Below are 16644 nucleotides of genomic sequence, written 5' to 3'. Positions count from 1 at the left end.
ATGAAGAGATAATTTTTCATCAAGGTTTGCCGTGGGTTCATCTGCTATGATGATTTTAGGGTTGTTTACATTTGCTCTTGCGATTGCAACACGCTGCTGCTCTCCGCCTGAGAGGTTTTTGATGATTGCATTTTCTTTATGCTCTATCTTGAACATTTCCATTACACGTTGAAGTTTTTCATTTGCTTCGTCAGCGTCTGGATTTAGTGGAACTAAAGGAAGCAGAATATTTTCTTTAACACTAAGAGTAGTTATGAGGTTATATTTTTGAAAGATAAAGCCTATGTTGTCACGTCTATACTCAGATGCAAAGTTATCAGGAAGCTTTGAGATATGTTTAGCATCTACAATAACTTCACCGCTAGTAGGCTTACTGAGTGCTGCAATAAGTGAAAGAATACTACTCTTCCCGCTACCGCTTGCACCCTTTAAAACTACAAGTTCACCCTCTTCTATCTTAAGGTTTATATTTTGCAGTGCCGTAACCGTGTTGTTTTTGTTTATCTCATATTTTTTTGTAATGTTTTTTAACTCTATCATCTTATAACCTCGTCAGCATCCAGAGTTGCCGTCTTCCATGAAGGAATAATAGTCGCTGCGATATAAACAGGGACACTAAGAAAAAATACTAAAAAGAGTGTTTGGACATCAAAGATGAAAGGAAGTTCAAACGATGTTTTTAGTTGAGAATAACCCGTAAATATATTTTGCAAAAGCGGTGCTTGAAAAATGTAAACAAATGCAAATGCCAAAATCACACCTGCCATATAAGCAACAAATGAGACAATAAACCCTTCATAGAACTTCTCTTTTAGTACATCATCTATTTTCCAGCCTATTGCTTTTAGGATTCCTATTTCCCTCTTTTCTTCAGAACTAAGTCCGCTTGCCTTATCGTATATGATTATAAAAAAAGTAAAAAGCGAGATGATAAAGAGTGCCAAAAATATACCGCTTTTGTAGTCAAATATATTTTGGTAAGAAATTTTGAGATCGTTTTTAGTAATTATCCTGCTGTCTGGAAATATCAGTTTTATCTTAGCTGCTATAGTTGCTACTTCATCAGGATTTGACACTTTTACAACTATATCAGTTGCTTTTGTTTCATATATGTCAAATATTTCTCTAACATTCTCTTTTGACATGACTATCATGTCGTTAGACTCAAGCTGAGTGTCACCGTCAAAGACACCTACAACATCTACTTTTTTAAGAGTCCCGTCCGGTTTTATGAAGTTAAAGTACTCTTTATAGTAGTTGTCATGCATAGTCTTTTTTACTCCGCTTCCAACAACCATAAAACTGTTTTCACTATCACCCAAGTCTCCATTTTTAACTACATTTGCAAGTGAATTTTTATACTGAGCTTCAAACTCGTTAACTCCTACTACCGAGAAGTTGACACCGGCATTTTCAAAGTAGTAGTAACCCCACACACGAGCCACGGCATCTACTACTCCCGTAATTTCGAGTATCTCTTCTTGTATATCTACATCTATATCGTAGTGACGTCCTGCTTTGATCTTTTGAACCACTATCTCAGGAAGAGCATCTACTGTAGAGTCCAACTCATATTTGATAGAGTTGGTGATGAAAAAGACAGTTGTTAAAAGAAAGATAAGAAGTGTCAAAACAGTTGTTATAAAAAAACTTTTATACTTCTGTCTAAATATCGCATTAATGGCGTATTCTATAAGATAGAAGTTTATTTTACTTCGCATTGGCACGTCCGTTTATGATATGAGAGTGAGAATAGGTGTAGGTGGAAGGAAAGTACTCTCTAAGACTTCCGTCATCCTTGTAAATAGAAAACATGTCGCTCATGCTCCTGTGTCTGACAAAAGTAGCTTCAGTTGAGATAGCCAGATCTGGAAGACCGCTGATACTAACGAACTCTTTTCTTTTTATTTGTGACTCTTGGCTAAGAGTTTTTGTAGCACTCAGATAGATGCTCTCTACCATTAAAATAACCACAAGAGAAAAGAGTATAAACAACAGACGAGGCGTTTTCGGAGTATAGAGATATTTATTCATCTAGTTTACGTACTTCGTCTTCACTTATCGCATCAAACCTCAAGACTTTTACACCTTTATGGTCCATGTTGAATGTCTTGGCATCTGAGAGTTTCTCAAAAGGAATCAGTTCATCTCCCATAGGTCCATAGACATCACTGCCCAGTACGAAGTAAGAGTCTCTGGCTTCTATGGCTTTTTGAGAGTAGTAGTCAGTCACTAATATTTTAGAGATGCCATCTTTGTGTTCAAAGTAATACTTCATCAGATCTTTTACCCCGTCAAATGAGTAGTGCATATCAGCGTAAAATATCTGTGCAGCCCATTTTGGGTACTTGTACACAAACATTCCACAAATCGGACATTTTTCATCATGGGTAACATGTATTTTACCCTTAACATCATCCAAGTCACCAAAACGTTTTACTTCCCAAAGGTAGAGAGCCAGAGCTTGAAGTTGTTCCTCTTTAAGAGGTTTGCACAGTTTGCTGTTTTGTATATCAGCTTTTAGTTCATTTATCTCTATATAGTTTGTAGCATCTATATCTTGGCTACATTTCTTCTCAAAAATCTTTTTACCCATCGGGTATATTTTTTTAACTTTTTTCTTCTTTATAGCTTCAGTGTCAGAGAGAAGTGAAGCTTTTGCGGACTTCATAGCCTCCTCAAACGAGACCACTTTACCTTTATACTTTTTTGCAAATATCTTTGCATCCACTTCTTGTGCAAAAGCAAATTTACTTGTCTTGCTCATAGTTCCTTTTACTTTGGAACCCAATACATAATAAGCGCTAGATGCTTCTATGAGTTTTTCACTAGATGCATCAATAACTTTGATGCTTGAACTATCAATACCATACTCTTCTTTATCCATGACCAGACATCTCATAGAGCAGTATTGTCTTGGCGTTGAGTTTTTCAGTTTTGCGGTGTGGGAAGTTTTGTAAAACATTTTGATGTTCATTCCACAGACGGGACACCAATGTTTTTCATGCCCTTTTTGAACCAGTATAGTTTCTTTGGAAGCAACTTTTGAAAAGTTTTTTGCATTTAGATTTAATGAAGAGAAAATTAATAGAGTGATTAAAATAAATATTTTTATTATTGTCATAAAATTCCTTAATTACAGAACTATTATTTTATCTGAAATTATTTATGGTAACTTGAAAAACACCGAGGATATAGCTGGTATAACCTCGATAATTACAGTAACAGTTTATCTTCTACCTAAGTAGATTCCAACAGCTTGAAGTTTTTTACCTTTCATATCTCCACAGATCTTGCTTGACATCACAAATGCTTTAGCCTCAGCAGTAGAGTTGAACTTAAGGTCTGTTTTTTTACACATCTTGTTGTACATCATCTCGCCTTTTTTAGCCATCATTGCTTGTTTTTCAGCAATCATCTTCATCTCTTTTTTCAGACTTTTTGAAGCTATCTTGTATGTGTTTTCAAAGTTTTCGACTTTTCCGCCAAATTTCTCAGCAAACTTTTCAGCATCTTTTTTCTTAGCAAAAGCGTACTTACTTTTCATAGTCATAGTACCTTTTTTACTACTGCCTACAACATAAGAAGCAGTCCTTGCGTCTATGAATTCAAGGCTTTTAACATCAACAACGACAATATTTTTTAAACTGCCGTTGTTTTTCATGTTTGTCTCTGCCAAACAGTGCAGAGAACAATATTGTTCTACATGGTCACCATTACTAGCAGCATGATTTGTCTTATAAAACATTGGAAGATTCATCCCACAAGAGGGGCAGAACATCTTTGCTTTTCCACCCTGCATAATAGTGGCTTTATTCATATCTACACTTTGAAACATCTCCATCTGCTTGTTTCCTTGAGAATCACCTTTAGGCTCACCCATTCCAGCAAAAACTAAAGTGCTAAGTACTAGTATACCAGTTATAATTTTTTTCATTCTATCTCCTGTTCTTATAATTTACATAATCATATACTATAATTGTTAAAGAAGTGTTAAATTTACAGAAGAAAAGTATAAAGTATTATGAAATACGAAGAAGCATTAGTCTTCTAACAAAAAGAACAACTAGTGCCACGGCAAGTATTTTGAAGTCAAGTTCACTTGCCATGTGAATATTTTGGAAGGTATCGCTTTGTGTAGCTTCTACACCGATAGCTTGCATAGCTAAGATTTTTGGAGAGTAGACAGCGCTAAACATTAAAGATGAGAAAACGACAGTTACAGCACTTGCAAAAGCGATAGCATCTCTTTGACCCATCTTATACATTGCAGCTTCATAGAGCAAAACTCCAGATGCAACGACATAGAGCCAGTAACTAAACCTATGAAATACTTCACCCATTAGAACGCCGGAATGATAGTGATCTAGAGTCATGTCTACAAGAATTTTATCAGAGTGAAAGATGACAGGTGCGACAACAGCACCCAAGATGATAACAGCACCAAAAGAAGCCGCTAGCATTATCAAGTAAGTAAAATCTACGTATATTCTCTTTTTCAAAGCTATCACCATCCTTATGTCCTTAATGTAAACCCGCGATCAAAATCGCTGTAGTCTTTGTAAAACTCCAAACTGTCAAAATCTGTGTTTTTTAAATAATCACGTATTCTATCCTTTTGGTCATAACCTATCTCACACGTAAATAAGTTAATATTTCGCTTTAAGACTTCATCAAGAAGGTTTTGTATGATTTCATCGCCAATATTTCCGCCAAATAGCGCGTTTTGAGGCTCATATGAGAGGTTAGATTCTAAAAGAACTTCGTTTGCTATGTATGGAGGGTTGGAAACTAGATAGTCAATATGTTCATTAACAGGTTCTAGAAGTGAACCTAGACGTAGTTCAATTCTATTTTGCATCTCAAACTTCTCTATATTTGCTTTTGCGATTTTCAAGGCATCCGGTGAAATATCCACAGCTATAAACTTGGCACTTTTGTAGTGTTGTGCAAGAACGATTGATATGATACCGCTACCGATTCCAACTTCTACAAAAGTTATCTTTGCATCTGTGTCCGGAAAGTTTTTTAAAACATCATCTATAAGAAGTTCAGTTTCAGGACGAGGGATAAGAGCACCGGGAGCTATGAAAAACTCTTGAGAGTAAAAACTCACACTATTTGTAATATACTCGAGAGGTTCATTTTTAGCCCGTCTCTCTACCCATTCATATAGTCTATCTAGGTTTGAGACTTCAGTAGTTTGGTTAGTGATAAGCCAAAGCTCATCTTTTTGCAGATGCATCATCACAAGAAGTTGTGCTTCTCTAGATGCCCGCTCTATAAAAGGAGTAAGTCTTGAAGTAATATCTGCTAAAACATCTTTAACTACATCACTAGCTATATGTTCGCTTCGCATTTGCCCTCTAGAGAACTTTGATCTACATTTCCTACATCAACACCAAGCTCTTTTAATCTCTCTAAAACAGGAGGATGAGTGTAGTGAAAAAAGATATATATAGGATGAGAGAGTGGAAAACTCTTATTCTCAGTTACAAGCTTTTTAAGTGCATTTGCAAGCTCAACTGCTCCACCTTCTCCACCAAGCTCACTTCCCATTTTGTCTGCCTCGTACTCATTATGACGACTGACTATTCCCATGATAGGCATCATGATAAAACCTAAAACAGGCATAAATAGTATAAGAAGTATCATGAGTAGATACGGTGCAGGAGCTATTCCCATCTCTAAGTAAATAGATTCTGGAAGATTTCCAAAGATGCCAAACATTGCAAAAAGCATAGCGCCTACAAGAGCTATATTTTTATAGATGTCGCCATGTGCAAAGTGTCCTAGTTCATGTCCTAAAACAGCTAAAAGCTCTTTTGTACTTAGTTTCTCTATAAGTGTGTCATAAAGCACAACTCTCTTAGCTTTTCCAAAACCGCCAAAGTATGCATTTAGTCTTGCATCTCTCTTACTTGCGTCACTTACAAATACACCTGAACTTACAAAACCTGTCTTGTCCATAAGTGTTTTTATCTCAGAGTCTAGGTTTTCATCCTTAAGCGGTGTTAGCTTGTCAAAGAACATTGCACGAAATGCCGGATAAAGCATGTTTATAAGTACTACTACACCAAAGATAAACACAAAACTCCATAACCACCAAAGAGCAAAATTTGAGATGATTGCGTAGATTCCCCACACGACCAAAGAGCCAAGAACAAGTGTCATGGCAAAAGATATCAGAGTATCTTTTATCCACTGAGCCATAGTTGACTTGTTAAAACCAAACTTTTCATCAAGCACAAACTTTTCATAGTATGAAAAAGGCAGTGAAAGAACTGAGTTTATTACAATAAAGCCCATGACAATAGCAATGTTCATCACTGCATCACTCTCAAAAATCATACTACCGGATAGATAAGAGATACCAAATCCCATCCAAACTATAAACATAATGTAGTCTATAAATGAACTTACTATAGACATCTTCTCTTTTGCGACGGCATAGTTACCCGCTTTTAGGAAGTCTGCATCTGATAGTAAGACTGCTTTTTTTCTTTTAGCTATATTTACATAGCCGATTTGCATTACACTTGTGTAGATAGAGATTAAAACAAATAGTGTATAGATAGTGACAACTGTCATTAACATTTGATGACCTTAATTTTTTTTTGGTATTGTATCGAAACTTCTTATCTCATTGGAATTTTTTGAAATGTTTTATCTGTTGAAGTCGGTTCTTCATGAGATAAAAAACTTGTCGCTACCGTGTAAACTATGCCCATAATAAGACTTGAGATAACTATTGCAAAAACAACTTTCTTTTTTTCTCCGCTTAATGTATTGTAATCACTAATACTTTCTAGAGTCGGTTCGCTCATGTCTTATCCTTTTATTTTATTTTTATTATAATAGCCCATTATTATTATAAAAATTATGCATTTATCAACTAAAGAAAATTTTTAAGTATTATTTATTAATTTCAAAAAAGAATATCTAAATGGCTTTAAAACCAAACTGTCATGGAATGAATATTTTTTTGGGTTATTCAGGAAGTCTAGTACATCTAATTAAGCGATTCCTACCACTGTCTTTTGCTTTATACAATAATTCATCTGAAACTTGTAATATTTCATCTATTTTTGTAAAATTTGCTCTGCAACTTAAACCTAGTGATATAGTGAAATTCACTTCATTATTATCAATTGTAACTATAGTTTCTTCGCATTTACTTCTGATACTTTCTGCAATATTATTTATTTCATTTATATTTTTATTAAAAAATGAAATACAGAACTCTTCTCCACCAATTCTTCCAAAGATTTCATCGCTTATAATAGAACTTATTATCGTACAAAATTCTATTAATACTTTATCTCCAACAGAATGTCCATATGTGTCATTTACTTTTTTAAAATGGTCAATATCTATCATTAAAATACAAAAGTTATTATCTTCTAAAATTGATTGACTTAATAAGGCTTCACTTTCAATAAAGAAACTTCTTCTATTTTTTATTTTTGTTAAAGAATCTATATTTGCCAGTGTATATAGTTCCTTATTTTTAGTTTTTAACTTTCTTAATGTTTTAGTTAATTGATCTGTTCTTTTATCTACTTTTCTTTCAAGTAACTCGTTGTACTGTGATAACATAATTTGGTTTCTATAAACAATATAACAGATAATAAATAGAAAAATAGAAACTATAAAGTTTAATGTAAAAATTGTTTTTTCTGCATTATTTATAATTAATCTTTCATTTTCAGTAATTATAGAGAGTATATAGTTGTTTTCATCGTCATATATTTGAATATTATTTATTAAACCCTGAGATGTTAAATTTGTTTTTATTTGAACATTTTTTAAATATTGAAGTGACATTTTGGAAGTATATTTTTCAGAAGAAGTATTATTTATCTTTACAGTTTTAAAAGCTTTAGATATTTGGTTTAAGGCTTTACTTGTAATTATTTTACCACTATATATCCAGCCATTGATTTCCCCTGTCTCATCGCTTTTCAGTATTGCTGATTTTATTAAATACATATAGTAAGATTTGTATTTAATAATAGTACTTACAGCTTCAATTTTTTCAAATTTGTTTGAAATATATATTTCAAATACTTTATTGTCTTTTTTTAGAATATCATTTTCATATTTTGAAAAAAGTATTTTCTGCGCTTTATTTTCATATATAATAAAATCCACATTTAAGTCTTGTAGAGTTTTGGTTCCTTCTCTAAAGTTTTCATATATGTAATCTTCATTTAACGTAATCATAAAATTATAACTATCATCCCACTTGCTATAATCACTTATTATATTTGTTATATTTTTTATATTTGCATCTATTGAGTTTAAAATAGTATGTACGTTATTTTGATTTTGATTTTCTTCTAGCTTAAGAGCATCACTTATAATAAATTTATGGCTAATAAATGAAAAAATCACAATAACAAAGATGTAAGAAATAATAAACAGAAATATGCTAGGTTTTATATACTTTAAGTTCATGTTATCATCTTTATCCTATAATTTAGGTTTATAACAGTAATTCTATCCTATTATTACTAAATCAAGTTAATACTATAACTATTAAAATAATAATGAATAAATATGTTTTAGATATAATTGCATCATTATAAATACCGAGGTTTTTAGTTGCGCTTTATACTACTTATTTTATTAACTTTCACACTTTCTTACGCCTCTTCACCTTATGAACTTGGCAAAAATCTCTACATGGAAAAAGGCTGTTTTTCTTGTCATGGCTCTAAGCTTGAAGGAATACATGAGTATCCTTATCTTGCAAACCGTGCAAGAGGTTTTCTTACATACAAACTCAAACGATTTCGTGACAAAAAATCAGACAACCAACAACAAGAGATGATGATAGCTTTTGCTACTTCACTAAGTGATGCTGATATCGAGAACTTAGTAACTTATATGACAGATTATGTTGAAGATATAAATGGAGAAAGATATGATGACACGTATCATACACATGGAGACGGTGGATCATGAAAGTATTAGTTAGTGCCTTAGAATATTCGGCAAATATGCATCTGAAGTCTCTCAAAAAAGAGCTTAGTGATGAGACAGAGTTTATCGGAATATTTGACAGTGACTTGGGTGATTCTATCGTCGATCTTAGAAGCCTTGCTATCATGGGTTTTGTAGATGCCATAAAAAAGCTACGCTACTTTTTCAAGCTAAATGCTCAAATGGTAGACTTAGCCGAAGAGGCAGATAAAGTTCTTCTTATAGACTCGTCAGGCTTTAACCTTCCGCTGGCTAAAAAGATAAAAAAACGTTACCCAAATAAAGAAATAATCTACTACATCCTACCTCAGGCTTGGGCATGGAAGAAAAAGCGTATTCCTGTGCTAGAACGTACAATAGACCATTTAGCATCTATACTTCCTTTTGAGAAGAACTATTATTCAGAAAATGCTCCCATAACTTACGTTGGGCATCCACTGCTTGATATCATTAAAGAGTTCAAACAAGAACTTAGCAGTGACGTAAAAAGTGTAGCTTTTATGCCTGGAAGCCGTAAGGGCGAGATAAAAAAACTTATGCCAATTTTTGAAGAAGTAAGCCGTAAACTTGGGGTTGAATCGACTATCATAATTCCAAAACACTTCACAAAAGAAGATATAAAAGAGCTTTATGGTACCCTTTCAGGTTTTAAAATAGCTCACGATGCACATAAGACTCTTTATGGGGCGGACTTTGCGTTTATCTGTAGTGGAACGGCAACACTTGAAGCAGCACTCATAGGAACTCCTTTCGTGCTTAGCTACATTGCCAAACCGTTAGACTACTTCATAGCGTCTAAACTGGTTAAACTAAGCCATATCGGTCTTAGTAACATCATGTTTACACAGTTTAATGACAGAGACCTGCATCCTGAATTTATTCAAGAAGATGTAACTGCGGATAATCTCATCAAAGCTTTTAAAGAGTATGACAGAAGTACATTTTTAGATGATTCAAAAAGTCTAAGAGCCTACTTAAAACACGGTAGTTCAAAAAACATAGCAGCAATTATAGAGGACAAAAATGAAAATTAATTTTATAGACTTACAAGCACAATATTTAGAGTATCAATCAGAGATAGACAGTGAAGTTTTAGAAGTATTTAGCTCGGCTCAGTTTATCGGTGGAGCTAAACTAAACGCTCTTGAAGAGAACTTAGCGACTTACACTGGGGCAAAACACGCTATCGGTTGTAGTAGTGGAACTGACGCTCTTCTACTTGCTCTTATGGCTTTAGATATCGGTTACGGTGATGAAGTTATAACGACTCCTTTTACATTTATTGCTACTGCTGAAGTTATTGCATTTTTAGGTGCTAAACCTGTTTTCGTTGATATTGACGAAGCGAGCTACAACATAGATCCTGCTAAGATCGAGGATGTAATTACAGACAAGACTAAAGCTATTATGCCTGTTTCACTTTATGGTCAGTGTGCAGACATGGATGCTATTAACGAGATAGCTAAAAAACATGACCTTCCTGTAATCGAAGACGCTTGTCAGAGTTTCGGTGCTACTTACAACTCTAAAAAGTCTTGTAACCTTTCAACTATAGGTTGTACAAGTTTCTTCCCGTCTAAACCTCTTGGTGCTTACGGTGACGGTGGGGCTATCTTTACAAGTGATGATGAACTTGCACAAAAGATGAGAATGTTGCTTAATCATGGTCAAAATGAGAGATACAAGCACAAATACATTGGGATCAACGGTCGTCTAGATGCTGTTCAAGCAGCAATTTTAAATGTTAAACTAAAACACTTTGATAAAGAAGTAAAAACTCGTGATGAGATTGGTACAAGATATAACGATCTTCTTGAAGAAGCTCATGTTATCACTCCAAAGATCGCTGAGGGTAATACTAGTGTATTTGCTCAATACTCAATCAGAGTAAAAGAGAGAGAAGAGTTAGTTGCTAAACTAAGTGCTTTAGAGATTCCAACTGCTGTACACTACCCTGTTCCGCTTCACCTGCAAGAAGCATTTGAATATCTGGGTTACAAAGAGGGTGACTTCCCTATAAGTGAAGAAGTATCTACTCAAATAATGTCACTTCCAATGAGTCCATATCTTACAGAAGCTCAACAAGACTTTATTGTTAAGTCTATTAAAGGCGAATAATGCAAAACATAGCGATAGTTGGATTAGGTGTAATGGGGAAAAACCACTACAAGACTCTAAAAAATGTAGAAGGGGCAAAAATAGTCGGACTCTGTGATGTACATCATAGTGATGATTACTCAGAACCGTTTTTTACAGACTTTGAGACTATGCTTATAGAGACTAAACCAGATGCGGTTATTATCGTAACACCTACATTTTTGCATAAAGAGACTGCTATTATCTGTGCTAAACATGATGTACATATGTTTATAGAAAAACCTGCAGCTTCAAGCGTAGAAGATGCGAAGATAATGGCAGAAGCTATAAAAGCGAAAAACCTAAAAAGCTGTGTAGGTCATATTGAGAGATACAACCCTGTTGTAAAAGCTCTTATAAACGAGATATCAGGACATGAAGTTTTATCTGTGTCTATTACTCGTAGTGGAGCATTCCCTGAGAGAATTGCAGATGTTGGGATATTGACTGACCTATCTGTTCACGATAGTGACCTTATCAGATATATCACTCAAAAGAATATAGTTAGAAGTGCGGTTTTTAAATCTCAAAAAATCCACAAGACACATGAAGACAATGCTATCTTAGCATTTGAGCTTGAAGGCGCGATTGTTGGTGACATCACTACAAACTGGCTTACTCCATACAGAAAAAGAAGTATTGCAGTAGCTTGTAGGGTAGATGCACAGAGTAAGATAAAATATTTTGAAGCGGATCTGCTCTCTCAAACACTCAAAGAGAGAATAAACATAGATGCTAACTCTCATACAACAAGAAACTGTTTTGTAGCTAGAAGCAATGCTCTTAGTGATGAGCTTGAAGCATTTGTAAATTATCTTAATACTGGTAACATTGGCTCTTTAGCCACAGTAGAAGACAGCATAATCACACTGGAGATCGCAAATGATTCATGAGAGCTCAATAATTGAAGATGGTGCTAAAATAGCAGATAATGTAATAATAGGACCATTTTGTAATATTGGCAAAGATGTGGAGCTAAAGTCTGGATGCAGACTAGAGTCAAACGTGATTCTAAAAGGTAAACTAAGAGTCGATGAAAATGTAAGAATCTTTAGTTTTACAGCTATCGGTAATGAAAATTCAGAGATTGAGATAGGTGAAAAAACACATATCAGAGAGTTTGTACAACTTGGTGCTCAAGAGGGTAAAGATGGAACTCCTACTAAAGTAGTAATTGGTGCTAATAACTTTCTGATGGGTTATGTTCAAGTACTTAGCGGGGTTACTACAGGTGAGTTTTGTATCCTTACAAATGCCGTTAGACTCAATGAAAATGTTACATGTGAAGATAGAGTTATAGTTGGTGGTCTTAGTACCATAGAAGCCGGAAACACTATTGGAACTGGTGTAATGATTGGTGGAGCTTCATGTGTAGATCATGATATACCACCATTTACTCTTGTAGAAGGTAATAAAGCGACAGTAAAAGGTCTGAATGTTGTTGGTCTTAGAAGAAGATTAAAAGATAAAAATGACATAGAAAAAATCAAATCAATATTTAAACAGATTCTTGGTGACGTAGTTGATAAAGAGCTGGCATCTGATATTGCAATAAAACATGAGAACGAGTACGCTAGAAAATTCGCTTCGTTTATTTCAACGAGCAATATAAAATAAAAGCTGCTTATTTAGCAGCTTCAAGAACTTCTTTTAGTTTATTATAAAAATCTTTTTTATTTACTCCACCATCGATTCTGCCTATTTTTTTCTCTTGTTTATTTAAAAAGTGAAATGTAGGTGTTCCCATATATGTTAAGTCATCATTAGGGATAAAACCTTTATATATATCTATATGAACAGGTATAAAATTTTTAAGAAGCTCAGCTACAACAGCATCATCATCAAAAACAATATCTTCCATATATTCACAAGCTACACAGTTCTCTCTGCTTAGCATTACCATTATCATCTTATTTTCTTTTTTTGCAATCTCTAATGCATCGTCATAATCAATCCACTTCATTTGGGCAAATAATGAACTTGCAAGTAAAGTAACTATTAATATTATTTTTTTCATTCTATCTCTTTATATTTTGTTTAAGTGAGTTAAAAACTCTTCTGGTTCTATAAAACCTATGATAGTTTTAGACTTGATGACTTTAGAATTTTCATCAAAGAAGAGTATTGCCGGCGGGCCAAATACTCCGTACTTTTTACTTAAATCTTTTTGCTCTTTTTTGTTATCTGTAACATCTGCTTGGATCAAGATATACTCATCCATCTTATTTTTAACACTCTCGTTTGCAAAAGTCACTTCTTCTAACTCTTTACAGGATGTACACCAGTCAGCATAAAAATCAAGCATTATCTTTTTACCTTTATGCTTAGACAAAAGCTCATCCAACTCTGCAATAGAAGTGACTTTAACAAACTCAGTATGTTTTCTCTCAATTTGAGTAACACTAGACACTACTTGTGGCTTTAGAAATGACAATGGCTTGATCATACTTGTTGAACCGCCTAAAACACCTATAAAAAGAGCTACTGAGTATATAAACATTATTACTGCAATACTTCTTTTAAATATATGTGAATCTTTATCAAATGTTCCAAGATAAATAGCAAAACCAATACCAAGCATAGAGTACAGAAGCATAGTAACATACACGTCAGCTACACGTTCTAGCATCCACACAGCAACTCCTAGCATCATAACACCAAATATTGCACTAACCATAGTCATCCATGCACCAGGCTTAGGCATAAACTTACCTGCACTTACACCAACTATGATAAGAGGAATACCCATACCGATACTCATAGAGAAAAGTGCCATACCACCAAGAACTGCATCTCCAGTTTGACCTATATATACAAGAGCGCCTGCCAGTGGAGCAGCTACACAAGGCCCAACAATAAGAGCTGATAAGAATCCCATTATTGCTACACCAATAAATCCGCTTTTATGTTTAGAAGAACTTACTTTTGAAACCAAAGAGTCAGGTAGTTTAAGCTCATAAAAACCAAACATACTAAGTGCCAGTGCTACAAAAACACCTGAGAATGAATAAATAACCCAAGGAGTCTGAAGAGCAGCTTGAAGGTTAGAACCAAAAAGCCCAGCTAAAACACCTGCCACTGTATAGGCAACTGCCATAGCAAGAACATAGACCATAGAGAGCATAAATGCTTTTTTAGTTGTTATTCCATCACCCTGAGAGATAATAACTCCTGAGATGATTGGAATCATAGGGAATACACATGGAGTGAGTGCAAGAAGTAGACCAAAGCCTAAAAATGTCAAAAGAATTACAAAAATATTTCCAGATTTAATAGTATCTGCAATAGCATCTGACTCAGACAACTCTTCTTTAACAGGCTCTACCTTTTCTTCTTTTTTAGTTTCAATTTTTTTAACATTTAGACTTTTCAACTCTGGCTTCTTGGTAGATGCTTCATCTAACTTAGATGTATTTATATCAAAGTTATAGACCGTTGTCAGAGGCTCATAACATAAACCCTGTTCAGAACAGCCCTGATAAGAGAAACTAAGCTCAATATTCTTAATTCCTGTGACGCCACTCTCTTTTTGCAGGGTTATTAAAAAACTTGGTGACTCTAAGTAGACCATCTCATCATGATGCTCAACACTTTTTGGCCCATCTTTTTTAGCTATAGATATACCACTGCCCTCTTTTAGAGAAAACTTTGTCTGTTCTTCATATACATAGATATCTTTAGCAATCTTGAGAGTAACCTCTATCTGCATCTGTGAGTTAACTTTTGAATCTGGTATAAATGCCTCATCTGGCATTAAAAATTTAGGAGGAGCGGCTAAAATAAGTGTGGATGTAAAAAGGATTAAAAGTAGTTTTTTCATATAAATTTGCCTATTAAAATAATTCAATTATTATAACTAATAAAAATGTGATATCTATTATCTTTTTTGATATAAATGGAGTCTAAATTCGTATTGTCACAAAACTGTTACTATAATTAGCAACTAAAAAGTCACTAATTAATCACGAACCGGAATGTAAGCAAAACCTTCATTTTGCTTATCAATAAGTCCTATTGTAGAAGTAGGAATAAGTTTAACAAAACTAACTATATTGTCGGCTTTTAACTTATTTCTTTTCATGCCTGATTCACACATCAAAAACTCAACATCATATGTATCTGACATACTTGCTATTCTTGTTTTTAGTTCTGCGTATGATTTTTGAAGTTCTTTATCATCTTCATAAATAGTATTCTTCGTATCTTTTAGAAAAAATCTATATGCACCACCATGAATAACAACCGCAACCTCTAACTCTTTTAAGTTACCCTCGTAATAATTTTTATGTACAACTATAGATTTTAGTATATTCTTTTGAAATTTTTCAACACTGCTTGTTGTTAAATCAATAACAACTTTAGGTGTTGCATTATCAGCACTTAGTAATCCAATAAATGACAGTAATAATATAAACTTTTTCATCTTTTACCTCTATTCAGTAACTTCTCTTAAAATTGCTTCAAAGTCATCTTGAGCTTTTTGAAGAACAGCTTGAGCATCTTTGTTATCAACTCTAGCACTACTCATCCAGTTGTAAACACCTGGAAATCCCATAACAATCTTGTCTTCATCTTTTTTCTTATATACCATTAGTGTACAAGGAGCAAAAGCAGCAGCTTCTGGACGTGTTTGAGAAACTGTATAGATGACTTTTAGCTTACAGATAGAGTAAGTAACATAAAAATCAAATGGACTCAATTTTCCACCTTCAACCAACTCTTCGTTAAAATCCAAGTAATTAGCCATAACAAAACCAACCGGCTTAAAACCGTTTTCTAGTCCAAGCTCTAACTCTTCTTTCATTTCTTCCCAGTCTGCACCATCTAATCCAAGCTCATACTTAGTGACTAAGTCTCTACTCTCTTTTAGACTATCTTCACTTAATTTATGTTTTGCATTTGGCAGTACACTTTTTATGGTTTTTAAGACTTCTTTTTCTATAGACTTCAACAACTCATCATCAAAACCCAATATCTTAGCTTGAGCCTCAGATGTAAGAGTCGAGATATGTAAAGTATCTTCATTTAATCCTTGGTAAATACCTACACCAAGTGGAGTGAATACACCTGCATCCGGATGCTTTTTCACTAAGTCATGAGACAGCTTTGAATGATATACAGTCAAAAGATTGTAAACTTTAAAATTTGTCTTTTTAAACTGTTTTGTATATGGAAGATTCATCTCACTGTTTATTGCTATTTTAAAACCATTTTTTACAAATGCTTTCTCTATTGCATCTGGAGTGATAGAACCGTTTTTATTATCTACTTCAAATAGGTGTAGATCTCCTTGTGCGAACATTACACTAGCACTAAAGAGTGCAACTATTAAACTGACTATTTTTTTCATTTTTTTTCCTTTTATATTTAAATTGAGTCTATATTATTTACTAACAATACTATCCAAGATAGCGAACATCTCTTTAGATTTAAGTTCAGTATCTTTAAACAGTGCAACTATCTCATCTGCATTAACAGAGTCACTATCTTGCATCATTTTCATGACACGTGCTATATTCT

19 protein-coding genes are annotated in these 16644 nt (G+C 33.9%); 5 read left to right on the top strand and 14 right to left on the bottom strand.

The window, feature by feature from the left end; all coding sequences use genetic code 11:
• The 10 genes from ABZC13_RS13560 to ABZC13_RS13515 form a co-directional block, all read right to left on the bottom strand.
• The coding region (locus ABZC13_RS13560; protein ID WP_373005011.1) for an ABC transporter ATP-binding protein at nt 1-540 on the bottom strand (540 nt) is incomplete at its 3' end.
• Entirely contained in the window at nt 537-1721 is a 1185-nt protein-coding gene (locus tag ABZC13_RS13555; protein WP_373005008.1) for an ABC transporter permease, read from the bottom strand. The genes ABZC13_RS13560 and ABZC13_RS13555, both read right to left, overlap by 4 nt.
• Nucleotides 1711-2034 (bottom strand): hypothetical protein, encoded by a 324-nt coding sequence (locus ABZC13_RS13550; RefSeq protein WP_373005005.1) that lies wholly within the window; start codon nt 2032-2034, stop codon nt 1711-1713. The genes ABZC13_RS13555 and ABZC13_RS13550 overlap by 11 nt, the downstream gene beginning before the upstream one ends.
• Nucleotides 2027-3124, bottom strand: a complete 1098-nt coding sequence (locus ABZC13_RS13545) for a nitrous oxide reductase accessory protein NosL (RefSeq protein WP_373005002.1) — start codon at nt 3122-3124, stop codon at nt 2027-2029. The genes ABZC13_RS13550 and ABZC13_RS13545 overlap by 8 nt, the downstream gene beginning before the upstream one ends.
• A gap of 105 nt (nt 3125-3229) precedes the next feature.
• Complete coding sequence (locus tag ABZC13_RS13540) at nt 3230-3937, bottom strand: nitrous oxide reductase accessory protein NosL (protein ID WP_373004999.1); 708 nt, start codon at nt 3935-3937, stop codon at nt 3230-3232.
• A gap of 85 nt (nt 3938-4022) precedes the next feature.
• Nucleotides 4023-4511, bottom strand: a complete 489-nt coding sequence (locus ABZC13_RS13535) for a DUF4149 domain-containing protein (RefSeq protein ID WP_373005014.1) — start codon at nt 4509-4511, stop codon at nt 4023-4025.
• A 5-nt stretch (nt 4512-4516) separates the two neighbouring features.
• Nucleotides 4517-5359: a peptide chain release factor N(5)-glutamine methyltransferase gene (gene prmC, locus ABZC13_RS13530; protein WP_373004996.1), complete on the bottom strand. Its 843-nt coding sequence runs from the start codon at nt 5357-5359 to the stop codon at nt 4517-4519.
• Nucleotides 5341-6597: a M48 family metallopeptidase gene (locus ABZC13_RS13525; RefSeq protein ID WP_373004993.1), complete on the bottom strand. Its 1257-nt coding sequence runs from the start codon at nt 6595-6597 to the stop codon at nt 5341-5343. The genes prmC and ABZC13_RS13525 overlap by 19 nt, the downstream gene beginning before the upstream one ends.
• Before the next feature lie 41 nt (nt 6598-6638).
• Nucleotides 6639-6827 carry a hypothetical protein gene (locus ABZC13_RS13520; protein ID WP_373004990.1) on the bottom strand — a complete coding sequence of 63 codons (189 nt, stop codon included), beginning with the start codon at nt 6825-6827 and terminating at the stop codon, nt 6639-6641.
• Between the two features lie 163 nt (nt 6828-6990).
• Nucleotides 6991-8460 (bottom strand): diguanylate cyclase, encoded by a 1470-nt coding sequence (locus ABZC13_RS13515; protein WP_373004988.1) that lies wholly within the window; start codon nt 8458-8460, stop codon nt 6991-6993.
• A gap of 147 nt (nt 8461-8607) precedes the next feature.
• Between ABZC13_RS13515 and ABZC13_RS13510 the strand changes: the two genes are divergently transcribed.
• From ABZC13_RS13510 to ABZC13_RS13490, 5 genes are read left to right on the top strand one after another with little or no spacing between them, the layout of a single operon-like run.
• Nucleotides 8608-8970 carry a cytochrome c gene (locus ABZC13_RS13510; protein WP_373004985.1) on the top strand — a complete coding sequence of 121 codons (363 nt, stop codon included), beginning with the start codon at nt 8608-8610 and terminating at the stop codon, nt 8968-8970.
• Nucleotides 8967-10022 (top strand): lipid-A-disaccharide synthase, encoded by a 1056-nt coding sequence (gene lpxB / locus ABZC13_RS13505; protein WP_373004981.1) that lies wholly within the window; start codon nt 8967-8969, stop codon nt 10020-10022. Before ABZC13_RS13510 ends, lpxB begins: the two co-directional genes overlap by 4 nt.
• On the top strand, nt 10012-11106 hold the full coding sequence (locus ABZC13_RS13500) for a DegT/DnrJ/EryC1/StrS family aminotransferase (protein ID WP_373004978.1): 1095 nt from the start codon (nt 10012-10014) through the stop codon (nt 11104-11106). The genes lpxB and ABZC13_RS13500 overlap by 11 nt, the downstream gene beginning before the upstream one ends.
• Nucleotides 11106-12017: a Gfo/Idh/MocA family protein gene (locus ABZC13_RS13495; protein ID WP_373004975.1), complete on the top strand. Its 912-nt coding sequence runs from the start codon at nt 11106-11108 to the stop codon at nt 12015-12017. Before ABZC13_RS13500 ends, ABZC13_RS13495 begins: the two co-directional genes overlap by 1 nt.
• Nucleotides 12007-12741: an acyl-ACP--UDP-N- acetylglucosamine O-acyltransferase gene (locus ABZC13_RS13490; protein WP_373004972.1), complete on the top strand. Its 735-nt coding sequence runs from the start codon at nt 12007-12009 to the stop codon at nt 12739-12741. The genes ABZC13_RS13495 and ABZC13_RS13490 overlap by 11 nt, the downstream gene beginning before the upstream one ends.
• Nucleotides 12742-12748: 7 nt before the next feature.
• Here the strand turns inward: ABZC13_RS13490 and ABZC13_RS13485 are convergent, their stop codons facing one another.
• The 4 genes from ABZC13_RS13485 to ABZC13_RS13470 form a co-directional block, all read right to left on the bottom strand.
• On the bottom strand, nt 12749-13141 hold the full coding sequence (locus tag ABZC13_RS13485) for a thioredoxin family protein (RefSeq protein WP_373004969.1): 393 nt from the start codon (nt 13139-13141) through the stop codon (nt 12749-12751).
• Between the two features lie 9 nt (nt 13142-13150).
• A complete protein-coding gene (gene dsbD / locus ABZC13_RS13480; protein ID WP_373004966.1) occupies nt 13151-14944 on the bottom strand; it encodes a protein-disulfide reductase DsbD in 1794 nt (597 codons plus the stop codon).
• A gap of 138 nt (nt 14945-15082) precedes the next feature.
• A complete protein-coding gene (locus ABZC13_RS13475; protein WP_373004963.1) occupies nt 15083-15547 on the bottom strand; it encodes a DsrE family protein in 465 nt (154 codons plus the stop codon).
• 9 nt (nt 15548-15556) lie between these two features.
• Nucleotides 15557-16474 carry a DUF302 domain-containing protein gene (locus ABZC13_RS13470; RefSeq protein ID WP_373004960.1) on the bottom strand — a complete coding sequence of 306 codons (918 nt, stop codon included), beginning with the start codon at nt 16472-16474 and terminating at the stop codon, nt 15557-15559.
• Nucleotides 16475-16644: the final 170 nt, after the last annotated feature.

Source organism: Sulfurimonas sp. (genome assembly GCF_041563035.1).
GTDB lineage: Bacteria > Campylobacterota > Campylobacteria > Campylobacterales > Sulfurimonadaceae > Sulfurimonas.
The sequence above is the reverse complement of the archived record's forward strand: the minus strand, read 5'-3'. Positions and strand labels throughout refer to the sequence as shown.

Excerpts from the sequence above, each read along its gene's own strand:
- ABZC13_RS13555 (WP_373005008.1), bottom strand. The coding sequence starts at position 1,721 with ATGCGAAGTAAAATAAACTTCTATCTTATAGAATACGCCATTAATGCG.
- ABZC13_RS13550 (WP_373005005.1), bottom strand. The coding sequence starts at position 2,034 with ATGAATAAATATCTCTATACTCCGAAAACGCCTCGTCTGTTGTTTATA.
- ABZC13_RS13545 (WP_373005002.1), bottom strand. The coding sequence starts at position 3,124 with ATGACAATAATAAAAATATTTATTTTAATCACTCTATTAATTTTCTCT.
- ABZC13_RS13540 (WP_373004999.1), bottom strand. The coding sequence starts at position 3,937 with ATGAAAAAAATTATAACTGGTATACTAGTACTTAGCACTTTAGTTTTT.
- prmC (WP_373004996.1), bottom strand. The coding sequence starts at position 5,359 with ATGCGAAGCGAACATATAGCTAGTGATGTAGTTAAAGATGTTTTAGCA.
- ABZC13_RS13525 (WP_373004993.1), bottom strand. The coding sequence starts at position 6,597 with ATGTTAATGACAGTTGTCACTATCTATACACTATTTGTTTTAATCTCT.
- ABZC13_RS13520 (WP_373004990.1), bottom strand. The coding sequence starts at position 6,827 with ATGAGCGAACCGACTCTAGAAAGTATTAGTGATTACAATACATTAAGC.
- ABZC13_RS13515 (WP_373004988.1), bottom strand. The coding sequence starts at position 8,460 with ATGAACTTAAAGTATATAAAACCTAGCATATTTCTGTTTATTATTTCT.
- lpxB (WP_373004981.1), top strand. The coding sequence starts at position 8,967 with ATGAAAGTATTAGTTAGTGCCTTAGAATATTCGGCAAATATGCATCTG.
- ABZC13_RS13500 (WP_373004978.1), top strand. The coding sequence starts at position 10,012 with ATGAAAATTAATTTTATAGACTTACAAGCACAATATTTAGAGTATCAA.
- ABZC13_RS13495 (WP_373004975.1), top strand. The coding sequence starts at position 11,106 with ATGCAAAACATAGCGATAGTTGGATTAGGTGTAATGGGGAAAAACCAC.
- ABZC13_RS13490 (WP_373004972.1), top strand. The coding sequence starts at position 12,007 with ATGATTCATGAGAGCTCAATAATTGAAGATGGTGCTAAAATAGCAGAT.
- ABZC13_RS13485 (WP_373004969.1), bottom strand. The coding sequence starts at position 13,141 with ATGAAAAAAATAATATTAATAGTTACTTTACTTGCAAGTTCATTATTT.
- dsbD (WP_373004966.1), bottom strand. The coding sequence starts at position 14,944 with ATGAAAAAACTACTTTTAATCCTTTTTACATCCACACTTATTTTAGCC.
- ABZC13_RS13475 (WP_373004963.1), bottom strand. The coding sequence starts at position 15,547 with ATGAAAAAGTTTATATTATTACTGTCATTTATTGGATTACTAAGTGCT.
- ABZC13_RS13470 (WP_373004960.1), bottom strand. The coding sequence starts at position 16,474 with ATGAAAAAAATAGTCAGTTTAATAGTTGCACTCTTTAGTGCTAGTGTA.